Annotated in this window: 12 protein-coding genes; all 12 read right to left on the reverse strand. The window is 36.8% G+C overall.

The features are described from left to right. Positions 1-40: 40 nt before the first annotated feature. The 12 genes from ACFSAH_RS01915 to asnB all read right to left on the reverse strand — a co-directional run bounded on the left by ACFSAH_RS01915 (position 41) and on the right by asnB (position 13,162). Positions 41-946 (reverse strand): glycosyltransferase family 2 protein, encoded by a 906-nt coding sequence (locus ACFSAH_RS01915; RefSeq protein ID WP_379660995.1) that lies wholly within the window; start codon positions 944-946, stop codon positions 41-43. Next, positions 943-2,790 carry a protein kinase domain-containing protein gene (locus tag ACFSAH_RS01920; RefSeq protein ID WP_379660996.1) on the reverse strand — a complete coding sequence of 616 codons (1,848 nt, stop codon included), beginning with the start codon at positions 2,788-2,790 and terminating at the stop codon, positions 943-945. The genes ACFSAH_RS01915 and ACFSAH_RS01920 overlap by 4 nt, the downstream gene beginning before the upstream one ends. After that, positions 2,777-4,054 (reverse strand): ABC transporter ATP-binding protein, encoded by a 1,278-nt coding sequence (locus tag ACFSAH_RS01925; RefSeq protein WP_379660997.1) that lies wholly within the window; start codon positions 4,052-4,054, stop codon positions 2,777-2,779. Before ACFSAH_RS01925 ends, ACFSAH_RS01920 begins: the two co-directional genes overlap by 14 nt. Before the next feature lie 48 nt (positions 4,055-4,102). After that, positions 4,103-4,462, reverse strand: coding sequence for a four helix bundle protein (locus ACFSAH_RS01930; RefSeq protein WP_379660998.1), 360 nt, complete (start codon positions 4,460-4,462; stop codon positions 4,103-4,105). A 65-nt stretch (positions 4,463-4,527) separates the two neighbouring features. Next, on the reverse strand, positions 4,528-5,433 hold the full coding sequence (locus tag ACFSAH_RS01935) for an Rpn family recombination-promoting nuclease/putative transposase (protein WP_379660999.1): 906 nt from the start codon (positions 5,431-5,433) through the stop codon (positions 4,528-4,530). A gap of 119 nt (positions 5,434-5,552) precedes the next feature. Continuing rightward, positions 5,553-5,756: a DUF2683 family protein gene (locus ACFSAH_RS01940; RefSeq protein ID WP_379661000.1), complete on the reverse strand. Its 204-nt coding sequence runs from the start codon at positions 5,754-5,756 to the stop codon at positions 5,553-5,555. 534 nt (positions 5,757-6,290) lie between these two features. Continuing rightward, entirely contained in the window at positions 6,291-6,569 is a 279-nt protein-coding gene (locus tag ACFSAH_RS01945; RefSeq protein WP_379661001.1) for a Txe/YoeB family addiction module toxin, read from the reverse strand. Beyond that, on the reverse strand, positions 6,545-6,754 hold the full coding sequence (locus tag ACFSAH_RS01950; protein WP_379661002.1) for a DUF2683 family protein: 210 nt from the start codon (positions 6,752-6,754) through the stop codon (positions 6,545-6,547). The genes ACFSAH_RS01945 and ACFSAH_RS01950 overlap by 25 nt, the downstream gene beginning before the upstream one ends. A 528-nt stretch (positions 6,755-7,282) precedes the next feature. After that, entirely contained in the window at positions 7,283-8,131 is an 849-nt protein-coding gene (locus tag ACFSAH_RS01955; protein WP_379661003.1) for an ABC transporter permease, read from the reverse strand. 559 nt (positions 8,132-8,690) lie between these two features. Next, positions 8,691-8,978, reverse strand: a complete 288-nt coding sequence (locus ACFSAH_RS01960; RefSeq protein ID WP_379661004.1) for a GIY-YIG nuclease family protein — start codon at positions 8,976-8,978, stop codon at positions 8,691-8,693. Between the two features lie 1,255 nt (positions 8,979-10,233). Then, positions 10,234-11,355: a glycosyltransferase family 4 protein gene (locus tag ACFSAH_RS01965; RefSeq protein WP_379661005.1), complete on the reverse strand. Its 1,122-nt coding sequence runs from the start codon at positions 11,353-11,355 to the stop codon at positions 10,234-10,236. Further along, positions 11,348-13,162 (reverse strand): asparagine synthase (glutamine-hydrolyzing), encoded by a 1,815-nt coding sequence (asnB, locus tag ACFSAH_RS01970; protein WP_379661006.1) that lies wholly within the window; start codon positions 13,160-13,162, stop codon positions 11,348-11,350. Before asnB ends, ACFSAH_RS01965 begins: the two co-directional genes overlap by 8 nt. Positions 13,163-13,384: the final 222 nt, after the last annotated feature.

Here is a 13,384-nt window from a genome sequence, read left to right on the forward strand (position 1 = left end):
AGTGTAATCTATTTGGAAATGAAATTTATTATAAGCTGTGTTACCTGTTTTTATTCGATAGATAACTTGCCTTTGCTTTTGGATAGATTTTGTGAAGAAGCCGATAGTAGTTTATAAAATCTTTAATACCATAACTGATATTTCCCTTAATAATTGACTTTATTGATTGGCGTAGTTTTTTTATTAATTCGGAACGATAAATTTTATCAATGTCCTTATTCAGAATATTTGTGAGTTTTAGTTTTATTTTTAACTCACTATCGCCTTCCCATGTGTTTTTTTCTCTTTCTTCTCTATCGTGGTAAACAAGCGTATCTGTTATTAACCCTATCTTATAATTATGGTATTCGAGACGGTGACAATAGTTGTTGTCTTCTCCGTAATGATCGAAAATTTCATCAAAAAAACCTATTTTTTCAATGCAATGCCTGTCAATTAACCAGCATGCAGCGTTCATATACGTTAAGTCGTATATTTTATCTGTATTTTTTTTAGATACCAGATCAGAGAAAACAGATCTTCCTATGGGATGATTGACGATGTTTTTATAGAATAATTTATCTATAAGCCGACCTTCTCCATTCATCTGTAAAGGGCTTAGAATTCCATAACCTTTATTCTTTTTAAGCGTTGCTGCTAATTGATGTATTGTATGAGGAAGGACAAATGCATCTTGATTCAGTAGAAACGCAAAATCATAATATTCATCTATACATTTTCTTAGACCTATATTGTTAGCTTTCCCAAAGCCTAAATTTTCTTTACTCTCTACTAAGGAAACTTGAGGGAAATTTTCTTTGATGAAATTTACAGTATGATCGGTAGAATTATTGTCAACTACTAAAATATTTGTATTTATGTTTGAGCTTATTACCGAACTTAAACACTTATATATCCAGTTATTTTTAGTGGCATTATAAGTTACAATAATTGTTAATATTTTCAATTTAATTTTTTTATCAGTTTATTATAAAATAATTTACATCGCTTTGATGTTATTATAAAATAATCTTTCAGTGTAAACTGTAAGGTCTGCATCTTATTGAGATCATACAGTTTTTGTAAATCTGAATGGTTAAGATAGTCTTTTTGGTCTGCTTTTGAAAGAAAATCGGAAACCCTTTTAAATGCTGTTATCCTAAAGAAAAGTTTACCTGCTATCCTGCTATAAAAATACCAGTCATTAAAATTGTTGATTGATTTTCTGTAGTTTTGAGCAAGCGCATTAGGGGTTATATTTTCTCCTGTATCTGATGATGAACTAGTTGCCCAACCAAAGTCAATTAAATAGATATTGAAATCTGCATCTATTAATAAATTATTAGGGGTAAAATCCCGGTGAATAATATTGTGCAGGGTTAATATGGAAAGAATGTCTAATATTTGAGAATGAATTTTCTGAATATTTTTTGCAGTCCAAAAAGAGCTATCAGTAATTATTTTCTTTATTAATTTCTCTCCATGGATATAGGATATTTTTATTGAATGTATTTCGTTTTTGTTGCTATATTCATAGATTTTAGGGAAATATTTATAGTCTTTTAATAAACTTAGATATTCAAATTCATTTTTAATAATATACGGGCTACCTTTTTTTAATATGGTTCTTTCATCATATCTGAAAACTTCACTGAAATAAACTTTTTTTCCATATCTGACGATATTTCTGGATATCAACTTATACGGTTCTTCTCTGTAATTTTTTTCTATAATTTTTTTGAAATGTACAGTTTCGTCTAGGGGTATTGTATATTCATAACCTTGTTTCACCATAAAATGGTGCAGAATATTCTCATTTTCTGTTTGGTCATTTCCATATTTCAGAGATGCATTTTCTGCGATTTTTTTTAATCTGATTTTATAGTCTTCCTTTACAGTATGTTTTTGGACATACGCATGATATAGTAAACTATAAAAATGATTAATTTCATTAGGAGTTTTGATGCAGTTATTAAAAAATATACTGGTGTTTAGTATTTCATTTTGCCAGTTTACATCATAGTAACCATCTCCTAAATATCTGAAATCGAAAGGAATGTCTTCTTTGTCAATTTTAATAGTATAATGTACCCTGTAATTTTTATCAGGGAAGACAGGTTTGGCATTAGTAAGATAAACAATATAATTCAGGTTCTCAACTAATAAGTCTATATCGCCATGTCCCTCTAATGTATATTCATTAGGGAGACATTCAAAGTTTCTTAATACGCAGTATTGAATGGTATTATTCAGCAAATAGAATAAATCTTCTATTTGATTGAACCCGTTGAAACCTAAACAATTTTGCTTGATTTTGATAATATTTTGGTCATTCCCCTGATGTTCTTTATAAAAATCATCCTTGTTTTTATGGAAAATCAGCGTTAAATCTTTATTGCTTTCAAAAATATTGTTGGAACAATGTATCTTATGGCCTCCTCCTGTTAACTCTCTAAGGTTAGTTTTGAGGTCAAAGATATTTGTGTTAACTATTTGTTCCCCATTTGATGTTAAGCGATAGTCGTAATGAGGAGTATGATCTTCTATGACGAAAACATAAAATTTGCCGTTACCGCAGTGTGCAATTTTATTTTTTAAAATTTTTAAATAATCATCGCTGCTTTTTTCTTTTTGAGAGTGTGCATAAAATTGAACTAAGTTGCCTAAGAAATCTTTATTGTCCCAAGAATTACAGAAAATCCTTTTAATCGTGAAGTTATCAGATATTTGCTTTTTTATATCATCTAAGAGAGTGGTAGCATTATGCCAGGTAATAAGAAGGTGGGTTTCTGTAAGATTAGATAATGTCATAATATCGCCATTCATGGGGTTTGTATAATAAAGGAGCGTCGTTTAACGAAATTCTTCCATAACCAAAAATATCTGTCTCTTGTATTTCAAATGATAATACTCTGATAATATGATCATAAACTGTTCTGTTGTTTTTAATAGATATATTTACAAAGTATCTGTCTGCTTTTAAATTCAACTTTTCAGTGATATGACATTCTATTTTTTTCTTCTTTTCTCTTGTAATGAAAAGAAGGTCATCGAATGATTCATTTGAATCAAAGGTTAAACACCGGACATTATCTTCGTTGAAGACTGTGATTCTAATGTTTATATTTGTTGATATTTTACTTAGGAGTTCGAGTTCAAAGATTAATTTGTTGTTACTACTAATCCTTTCTTCTTTATTTTCGTTGTATAGCTTGAACGATGTGAACTTAACTTCATAGGTTTCTAATCTGTGTTTTTCAAAATTGTAATTATTTACATTTATATTTTGAAGTTTGTATTGTAATATACAGTCTTTGGTATTTCCGGTATGGATGATTGTACCGTTATCTAAGAAAATACCTTTTTTGCATAATGTTTCTACTGATATCATATTATGACTCACAAACAATACCGTCCTTCCCTCTCCCTTACTTACATCACCCATCTTACCCAGACATTTCTTCTGAAACTCCGCATCGCCCACAGCTAAAACCTCATCTACAATTAAAATTTCAGATTCCAGATGCGCAGCCACAGCAAAAGCCAGACGCACATACATTCCACTGGAATAACGTTTTACAGGAGTATCTATATAACGCTCTACCCCGGCGAAATCTACAATTTCGTCAAACTTACGGGTAATCTCTTTTTTGCGCATGCCTAAAATGGCACCGTTGAGGTAGATGTTTTCACGCCCGGTCAGTTCGGGGTGAAAACCCGTACCTACTTCTAATAAACTTGCTATGCGTCCTTTGCCGGTAATACGCCCGGTAGTAGGGGAGGTGACCCGGCTTAATACTTTTAATAAAGTAGATTTTCCGGCGCCGTTACGGCCGATAATGCCTACAGCATCGCCCTGTTCAATCTCAAAATTGATGTCTTTTAAAGACCATACAATATCAGAAGATCCTTTGCTGGTTCGGTCGTTGGTTTCTCCAATTTTTAAAAAAGGGTCTTCTTTGCCTCGTATACGGGCGTACCAGCGTTCAAGATCACGGCTGATGGTTCCGGTACCTATTTGGCCGAGTTGGTAGGCTTTAGAAAGGTTTTCTGCTTTTATGGCTATGTTGGGCATTTGAGGTTGAGACTGAGGTTGAGGTTGAGGTTAAGACTGAGGTTGAGGTTAAGAGTTGCGCATGGTTTTGATTATTTTGTTTAATTCAAAATGTATCTGTGCTTGTAATGTGAATAAATCTGTCACCAATGTTTCATTAAAGTAACTCACCTTAGTGCCGTAAATTAGTTGATTTTTTGTTTCTAAAGCTGATCCTCTCGCAATTACATAGAAATGTTTTTTATCTCTGGCGGTCTCTCGTCCGAAACCTTCAGCAATGTTGTCGGAGATAGATAGTGCAGCCCTTCTGATTTGAGAAGTTAAGGCATAGTCTTCTTGCTTTGGCAAATTTGTAGTAAGCTCAAAAATTTTTACCGCATAATCCATTGCAAGTTTCCATACGGGCATTTCTGTGAAATCTTTGTACATGTGCGGGGGATGGAGGTTGGGGCTGAGGTTAAGATTTGCTTAACCTTAACCTTAATCGTGATCTTTTATCCTGCCAGTTCTTCGCGTATCTTGCGGACAAATTCTGCTGTAACATTCGCTGCTTTAGCGGCCTGCTCGTCTGAAAATCCGAAGCCCGTAATCAGGTTGCGGACGAATTCTGTTTTGCTTTCCGCTCTACCTTCTGCTCTACCTTCCACTCTACCTTCCACTCTACCTTCTTCTAGTCCACGCTGGCGGGCTGTCTCCCTTACATTGTATTCGTCCCAGCGTCTTTTTAAACTTACATCGTACATGGTTCTTTCCTCCGTGTTTAGTTTGCTGTATTCTGATATATCAAACAGTTTTTCAAATACAGGCTTTCTAAGGTACACCGGCAGTTTATCCATTTTAGACATGTTGGTGAGTACAAATAGCCACTTGTCCAGGTCTGTTGCCAGTTCCTCTTCGCCTTTAACAAAGTTAACCAATTCTATGTAGAAAAATCCCAGTTCTTCATAAAATACTTCTCCTGTTTCACGGTTACACAGGCAAATATCATGCAGATACCTGCTGCCGTCTCCATTTTGCAGCGCAAATCCGTCTAACAGCACTATCACGTATACCTCGCTTATCTGGTAATTCCATTCGGAACGCCTGCCTTTGGGAGCCTGGTCAGCTATTAGCTTGCCTGAATAGTAGAGCATCCTTTTTTTTAGGTTAGCCTGGTCTGTGCGCTGTACCTCTATCAGGAACTGTGAACCGTCGTCTCCGGTACATGTTAAATCGAAGATGACCGATCCTATTGATTCTGCTTCTCCCGAATGTTCGTTCTTATTGTACACAAGGTCCACAACGTTTTTGCGCCCATGGAATATACTGTTGATAAAGCTGATCAGAATATCCTTGTTGGGCTCTGAACCAAACAGGCGCTTGAAGGAAAAATCGGTTAAAGGGTCTATGTATCTGGGCATATTGCTTCGCTATTTAGACTTGATGGTTCAAGGTTGAGGTTAAGACTGAGGTTGAGATTTGCTTGGCCTTAACCTTATTCTTAGCCCGTTAATCTGTTCTATGGTTAAACGGAATAACTTCAATCCCATTCAGAACGTAATTTCTTTTGTTCTTTTAAAGCATCTCCTTCCCATTCTAATTTTCCGGCAATATCAGAAAAGTCGAATTGATTAGCTGGGTGTTTTACGGTGTTAGCTTTAAAGTTTACGTTTAATGCTTTAAGAAAAGCTTTAATGGCAGCCAATTGCTCTTTGCTCTCTGGTTGTACAATCAAAGTTTTCATTTCTTAATCAGTAGGTTAGATACAAATATAACGAATTTTTCTGCTCGATATCTACTGTTTGTCTGTTAAGGGTGTACCTTGCGTACCACATTTCGAGGGCCTCAATGTGACCTTCCAGTGTTTTCATAATTTTATGGTCACCCTGAGGTTCTCGAAGGGTCGATATTTAATATCTCTTTTCAGAGTATATGACAAAATTTAAAAGCACATATAAAAACGCGTCATTGCGAGCGCAATCGAGTGATCTGTATCAGGAGTACTAGGGAATAAGATATCTCTTCGTTGTACTCATCGAAACGACAACATTTTTACTTTTGATACCTCCTTTATATAGGCTAATCAGATGCTGAGACCAGTTCAGCATGACGAACGTTTGTATACTAAGAGCTTGTCCAAAAGATATTAATAAATACGTATTGTCATCCTGAATTTAGTTCAGGATCTGATATTTAGATTCCTCTCTTCGATCGGAATGACAATGCATAGTGCGTTATTCGAAAGACGAAAGACGACAAACGAAACTCAATAGACGATTTATCTGTAATAATGTCCCATAGCGGAAATAACAAAGACGCAAACAATATCCTCCTCTACTTTATAAATTAGTCTATCTTTTTGATTTATTCTTCTAGACCAAAATCCCGATAATTCATGTTTCAGTGGCTCTGGGTTTCCTATTCCGATGTATGGAGACTCCGAAAGCTCAATAAAAATCCGCTCAATTCTCTTGAGACTAGCCTTATTTCCAGATTTAATGTGTTTTTTAAGCTGCTCTTCGGCTAATTTTTCTATTTTGATTGTAAACTTTCCCATAGATTATTTGGGTCAATGGTTTTATAGTCAGCATTTTTTTCTGCCTTTTTCACCATTTCAACAAATTCAGGATTGTATTGCCCCTCATCCAATTTTCTCTCAAAATTGATTTTAAGGGCTTTAAGAAAAGCTTTAACAGCAGCCAATTGCTCTTTGTTTTCCGGATGTACAATTAAAGTTTCCATTTCTTAATCAGCAGGTTAGATGCAAATATAACGAATTTTTCTGCTCGATATCTACTGTTTGTCTGTTAAGGGTGTACCTTGCGCACCACATTTCGAGGGCCTCAATGTGACCTTCCAGTGTTTTCATAATTTTATGGTCACCCTGAGGTTCTCGAAGGGTCGATATTTAATATCTCTTTTCAGAGTATATGACAAAATTTAAAAGCACATATAAAAACGAGTCATTGCGAGCGCAATCGAGTGATCTGTATCAGGAGTACTAGGGAATAAGATATCTCTTCGTTGTACTCATTGAAACGACAACATTTTTACTTTTGATACCTCCTTTATATAGGCTAATCAGATGCTGAAACCAGTTCAGCATGACGAACCTTTGTATACTAAGAGCTTGTCCAAAAGATATTAATAAATACGTATTATCATCCTGAATTTATTTCAAGGATCTGATATTTAGATTCCTCTCTTCGATCGGAATGACAATGCATAGTGCGTTATTTGTGAACGAAAGACGACAAACGAAACTCGACACTAAACCGTATCCACAAAATTCTTCTCCACTTTATTAAATATCACTATACCCGCAAAAGTAATAACTAAAGTAACTATACAAGTATAAGACAGCATTTCCCAGGAGAACGATCCGGCTCCCAAGAATCCATATCTGAATATTTCTATAATAGGCGTCATGGGATTATATTCAATAACCCAGGCATAGTCCGGATAATTTTCTATAGCTGTACTTAATGGATAGATTACGGTAGTAGCATACATAAGTAATTGTACGCCGAAAGTGACTAAAAAAGCCAAATCACGGTATTTGGTGGTCATGGCAGAGATGATCATGCCACAACCTAAGCCCAATAAGGCCATCAGTATTACCAGTAAAGGGAATAGTGTGATTGCCCAGGTCACTTGAAAATCTGCACCAATGAGATAGTAGTACAATAGTAAAACTAAAAACAAAAGAAATTGTACACCAAACTTCACCAGATTGGATACCACAATGCTCAAAGGCATAATCAGTCTGGGGAAATAAACCTTACCAAAAATATTAGCATTGTCTTTAAATACCGTAGAAGTTTTGGTCAAGCAATCTGCAAAATAATTCCATGCAGTGATACCAGCCATATAGAACAGAGGTTGCGGTAAACCATCGGTACTAATCCCTGCCAGGTTACCAAAGATAAAAGTAAACATCACGGTGGTTAGCAAGGGTTGAATAAAAAACCAAAGCGGCCCCAGTATGGTTTGCTTGTAGAAAGAGACAAAATCTCTTCTTACCAGTAGCATCAGCAGGTCACGGTAGTGCCAGGTGTCTTTTAGCTTTAAATCAAATAATTTGTTTTGTGGCTCTATGCTCCAGTCGTATTCTTTCATCTGGTTGGTATCAAGTAGCTGGTATTTAGTATCAAGTAATAAGTGCTGTACCCCCCTTTGCAATGACAAAAATCGAACGTCAATGCGAGGAGGAACGACACGGCAATCTATTTCGGCTCTTCCTTTACTTTGTTTATGTAGAGATTACTTCGCTGTTGCTCGTAATGACGTTGCAGTAAGCGTCATTGCGAGGAACGAAGCAATCTCTTTTTTTGTATTTTATCAAACGCTCACATTTCGACAAGCTCAATGTGACATTCATCTATATAAGGTGATGTTATAGTTAGAGATTACTTCGTTGTAATCTCCTCGCAAGGACGAAAATCAAAGGGTATTGCGAGAAGGAACGATGCGGCAATCTATTTCGGCTCTTCCTTTACTTTGTTTATGTAGAGATTACTTCGCTATCGCTCGTAATGACGTTGCAGTAAGTGTCATTGCGAGGAACGAAGCAATCTCTTTTTTTGTATTTTATCAAACGCCCATATTTCGACAAGCTCAATGTGATCCCTAGTCTTTAATGCGTTTTTTGTCACCCTTAAGTTCTCGAAGGGTATATCTATGAATATCGTTTACTTAATTCAGGTAATTTATCCCATTCACCTCTAATAAGGGCTTCTTTCTTTTCTCTCCTCCAGCCTTTTACTTGTTTTTCAAAATTAATTGCTTGTTGTGGATCAGTAAAAGCTTCTGAAAAAACAAGCTTTATTGGTCGTCTTTTAAAAGTGTAAGCTTCATTACTTATTCCTTTTTGATGTTCAAATAACCTTCCTTCCAAATTGTTCGTTATTCCGACATAGTAAGTTCCATCTGCGCATTCCAATATATAAACATAAAATTGCTTCATTAGCTTTATGGATTGTCTCCCTTTGTCGCCCTGAGGTTCTCGAAGGATTTGTTGTCTTATATGTACAGGTCTCGAGTGCCTTAACCTGACTCTTATTTATCAGGATTACGTTTTGTCATATCCTTTGTCGCCCTGAGGTTCTCGAAGGATTTGTTGTTTTACGCACAGGTTTCGAGTGCCTCAACCTGACCCTTATTTATTAGCATCACGTTTTGTCATATCCTTTGTCACCCTGAGGTTCTCGAAGGGTTTGTTGTCTTATACGCACAGGTTTCGAGTGCCTCAACCTGACCCTTATTTATCAGGATTACGTTTTGTCATATCCTTTGTCGCCCTGAGGTTCTCGAAGGGTCTGTTGTCTTATATGTACAGGTTTCGAGTGCCTCAACCTGANTTGTTGTCTTATATGTAGAGGTCTCTAGTGCCTTAACCTGACTCTTATTTATCAGGATTACGTTTTGTCATATCCTTTGTCGCCCTGAGGTTCTCGAAGGGTCTGTTGTCTTATATGTACAGGTTTCGAGTGCCTCAACCTGACCCTTATTTATTAGGATCACGTTTTGTCATATCCTTTGTCACCCTGGGGTTCTCGAAAGGCTTGTTGCCTTATGCAGAGGTTTCGAGTACCTCAACCTGACCCTTATTTATTAGGATCACGTTTTGTCATATCCTCTGTCACCCTGAGGTTCTCAAAGGGGTTGTTGTCTTATATGTACAGGTCTCGAATGCCTTAACCTGACTCTTATTTATCAGGATTACGTTTTGTCATATCCTTTGTCGCCCTGAGGTTCTCGAAGGGTTTGTTGTCTTATACGCACAGGTTTCGAGTGCCTCAACCTGACCCTTATTTATCAGGATTACGTTTTGTCATATCCTTTGTCGCCCTGAGGTTCTCGAAGGGTCTGTTGTCTTATATGTACAGGTTTCGAGTACCTCAACCTGATCCTTATTTATTAGGATCACGTTTTGTCATATCCTTTGTCACCCTGAGGTTCTCGAAGGGTTTGTTGTCTTACGCACAGGTTTCGAGTGCCTCAACCTGACTCTTATTTATCAGGATTACGTTTTGTCATATCCTTTGTCGCCCTGAGGTTCTCGAAGGGTCTGTTGTCTTATATGTACAGGTTTCGAGTGCCTCAACCTGACCCTTATTTATTAGGATCACGTTTTGTCATATCCTTTGTCACCCTGAGGTTCTCGAAGGGTTTGTTGTCTTATACGCACAGGTTTCGAGTGCCTCAACCTGACTCTGCTTTTAACCTTTTGTGATACTATCGGTTCCAGATAACAACCCTTCAATCTGCTTCATGTACTGTTCAAAAGAAAAATTCCTCAAAGCCAGTTCGCTTTGCTTCTCTTTATCAATAGGTTTTTCCAGTACTTGTTTCAGTCCCTGTAATATTTCCTGTTGGTTATTAGGATTCACCAAAATGCCTAGTTGTCCATTGCAGACCGCATCAACGCTGCCATCCTGATTTCCTGCTAATACCTGACAGCCGTTTGCAGCAGCTTCAATAAATGCAATCCCAAAACCTTCTCCTAAACTAGGCATGACGAAAGCATCGCTGACTAAATAGTGCTGTTGTACAACTTCCTCAGGGATAAAGCCAATGAGCTGGACATGGCCTTCAACCTGTAACTGTATAACTTTATTTTGAATACGTTCTATTTCCAGAGAGTCCCCTTTACCACCAATCAAATACCGGATATCCGGATAGGTTTTTTTTAAATCAGGTAGCGCATCTATTACTTTATCATATCCCTTGTATTGTTCGCTAAAAGCCAATCTGGATAAGCTGAAAAGTACGGGTTGTCCTGGTTTTAATTTATATTTCAGGCTTAGATCCTGAGGTTTTTCGAATGTTTTCGGAGCTTCGAAAAAAGGATCCAGGCAGTTATTAAGTACTTTTATTTTATCCGGATTTACCTGATGGAATTTGACAATAGAATTTTTGGTGTATTCACTCACAGCAATAATGAGGTGAACCTTTTTTAATAAAGCTTTCTGAAAGAAGTTAAGTTCTTTCCAAACCTCTATGCCATGTACTTGCAGATATATTCTTTTTGATCCCAGAAACAAATAAAGCAAAGGAGCCAGATGAATGTGACTGGCTACAATATGGTCGGCCTGTAGAATACTTTTAAAAGCATAGACGAAAAACTTGAGCTTATTTCCACTAAAACCTGTAAAGAAAGGGTTATCAATATAACGTTTGTCCGCATATTGATCCAACATCAATAGTGATTTAACTGCGATTTTTCCTTTTTTTTGCAGTCCAGACAAAGCATAAAGCCAAGATTTATTGACTTGCTCTATTCCCCCAAACTGCGAGAAAGCACTAAATCCAAGATATAAGACATTCGGTTTTTTAAGCATGGAATTTTTCTAAAACCATTAGACTCATGATTTTGGACCAATGGATTTGATCACGATCGTAAGCTTCAAAAAAACTGAATTTAGGTGTAGATCTGTATTTCTCTTTCAGTTCCAGATACCTTGGGTGACGTTTGATCCATTGTTGAAAAGGGAAAGTAAAGCCCATTTTAGGTCTATCCCAAATTTCTCTTGGTAAAATACCCTGAAAAGCGCCAATAAGTAAATGTTTAGCTGGGAGTCCTTTTTTGTATAGAATGTCGGCAGGTAAGTTTTTAACCAATGTAACTAAACTTTCATCTAAAAATGGAACCCTAATCTCCAATCCATGTTGCATGCTCATGGTATCGGCATCCTTTAATAATTGATTTTGCATGAAATAATTAAGCTCGTACCATGAAGCCCTTTTTCCATTGTACGCTGGAATTGCAGGACTATGCGGTTCGGCTAAATGGGCTATGCTATTTTGAATGCTCTTATTGCTCATTCCAAAATACTGTTGTAGTTGTATCGGAGTGAAAAAACCTCTCAGGAAAAGATATTCATAAGCCGAATGAGAACGATTTTGAAGGTATGTAACCCTTTGTAAAGCATCTTTGCCTGTTAGCTTAGCTATTAATTGAGCTAAGGGAGCAGCCATCCGCATTATGGGGATTTTAGAAATTCTTTGGAAAGAAGGATATCCGCCAAAAAGTTCATCGGCACCCACACCAGAAAGGACAGCCTTAAGACCAGTGTTGCTTGCCGCTTTAGAAACAAACCAGGAGTTGATTCCATCTACACCTGGTTGATCCATATTCTCTACAATTTCATCGAAATAAGTTTCGAAATCTTTATGCGTAATTTCCTGACTGATGTGTTGTCCCGGTAATTTGTCGCTGATTAATTGCTGAAAACTCTTTTCTGAGAATTGGGCTTCAGGAAAGTGCAAAGATACCGTAATAAGGTTTTCCCGTTGATATTTAGAAGCCTGCAAGGCTAGTAATGAACTGTCTATACCACCACTTAGAAAAACGCCAATAGGAGCATCGGCCACAAGTTGCTGACGGATAGCTTTGTCTAATAATTCATCTACAAGTTGCTGTGCTTCTGTGATAGATATACTAGAAAGATCCCCGAAAGATTCTTCTTGGATATAGCTAGAATACGGTATGGTTTTGTGTGTTAGAGTATGATAACGCAGATAATGGCCTTTTGGCAACATGTTTACCTCCGAGTAGGTTGTAACAGGCTCTGGCAAATGTCCAAAACTTAAAAAATAAACAGGCCAGTCCGGATTATCCGTTAGTTTGATAGGGAGATCTTTAAAAGCTTTGACTTCTGAAGCAAAAATAAGCTGGTCATTTTGCAAATAATAGTACAGAGGTTTTACTCCCTGACTATCTCTAACCAATATCACTTCATTGTTTGCTTTGTCGTAAATCGCAAAAGCAAACATACCTCTTAATTTAGAAAAGCTTCTTGTACCCCAAGCTATGTAAGCCTTTAGAACAACTTCTGTGTCGCTCTGACTGATAAAACTAAAACCGTGTGCTTTAAGTTCATTGCGGATTTCTATGAAATTATAGATTTCTCCATTGAAAACTATCGTGTAGTTTTCATCAGCGGTAGACATAGGTTGCCTGCCAAGATCACTTAGATCAAGTAAAGAGAGGCGTCTGTGACCAAAGGCCAGACCCGCTTCCGCATCGAAATATACTCCTTCACCATCAGGACCCCCGTGTTTTTGGATTTCCGTCATGGAAGAAATGTGTTTCTTTATAGAATCTGAATAGTGACTAGGACTGATAATGCCAGCTATACGGCACATACTTGAAAGACAATGGTTGGAGCCGAATTTTCATGGCTCCGCCTCCTCAGTCCCATTTTAAAGGGAAGAGTTTAGGCTGCTTAGTGCCGCTAAATTATTATAAATTTCTGATTATTTACTAGATAAAGTAAATAAGAGAGGGATTAACCCCGATGAGAAAGATTAGAGGAGAGTATAGTTTTATTGCCGGAAGGCCAACACAAATATTTTTTGGTAAAACTT

This window comes from Pseudopedobacter beijingensis (assembly GCF_042678145.1).
Taxonomy (GTDB): domain Bacteria; phylum Bacteroidota; class Bacteroidia; order Sphingobacteriales; family Sphingobacteriaceae; genus Pseudopedobacter; species Pseudopedobacter beijingensis.

Excerpts from the sequence above, each read along its gene's own strand:
- ACFSAH_RS01955 (WP_379661003.1), bottom strand. The coding sequence starts at position 8,131 with ATGAAAGAATACGACTGGAGCATAGAGCCACAAAACAAATTATTTGAT.
- asnB (WP_379661006.1), bottom strand. The coding sequence starts at position 13,162 with ATGTGCCGTATAGCTGGCATTATCAGTCCTAGTCACTATTCAGATTCT.
- ACFSAH_RS01935 (WP_379660999.1), bottom strand. The coding sequence starts at position 5,433 with ATGCCCAGATACATAGACCCTTTAACCGATTTTTCCTTCAAGCGCCTG.
- ACFSAH_RS01920 (WP_379660996.1), bottom strand. The coding sequence starts at position 2,790 with ATGACATTATCTAATCTTACAGAAACCCACCTTCTTATTACCTGGCAT.
- ACFSAH_RS01960 (WP_379661004.1), bottom strand. The coding sequence starts at position 8,978 with ATGAAGCAATTTTATGTTTATATATTGGAATGCGCAGATGGAACTTAC.
- ACFSAH_RS01945 (WP_379661001.1), bottom strand. The coding sequence starts at position 6,569 with ATGGGAAAGTTTACAATCAAAATAGAAAAATTAGCCGAAGAGCAGCTT.
- ACFSAH_RS01940 (WP_379661000.1), bottom strand. The coding sequence starts at position 5,756 with ATGAAAACTTTGATTGTACAACCAGAGAGCAAAGAGCAATTGGCTGCC.
- ACFSAH_RS01925 (WP_379660997.1), bottom strand. The coding sequence starts at position 4,054 with ATGCCCAACATAGCCATAAAAGCAGAAAACCTTTCTAAAGCCTACCAA.
- ACFSAH_RS01965 (WP_379661005.1), bottom strand. The coding sequence starts at position 11,355 with ATGCTTAAAAAACCGAATGTCTTATATCTTGGATTTAGTGCTTTCTCG.
- ACFSAH_RS01950 (WP_379661002.1), bottom strand. The coding sequence starts at position 6,754 with ATGGAAACTTTAATTGTACATCCGGAAAACAAAGAGCAATTGGCTGCT.
- ACFSAH_RS01930 (WP_379660998.1), bottom strand. The coding sequence starts at position 4,462 with ATGTACAAAGATTTCACAGAAATGCCCGTATGGAAACTTGCAATGGAT.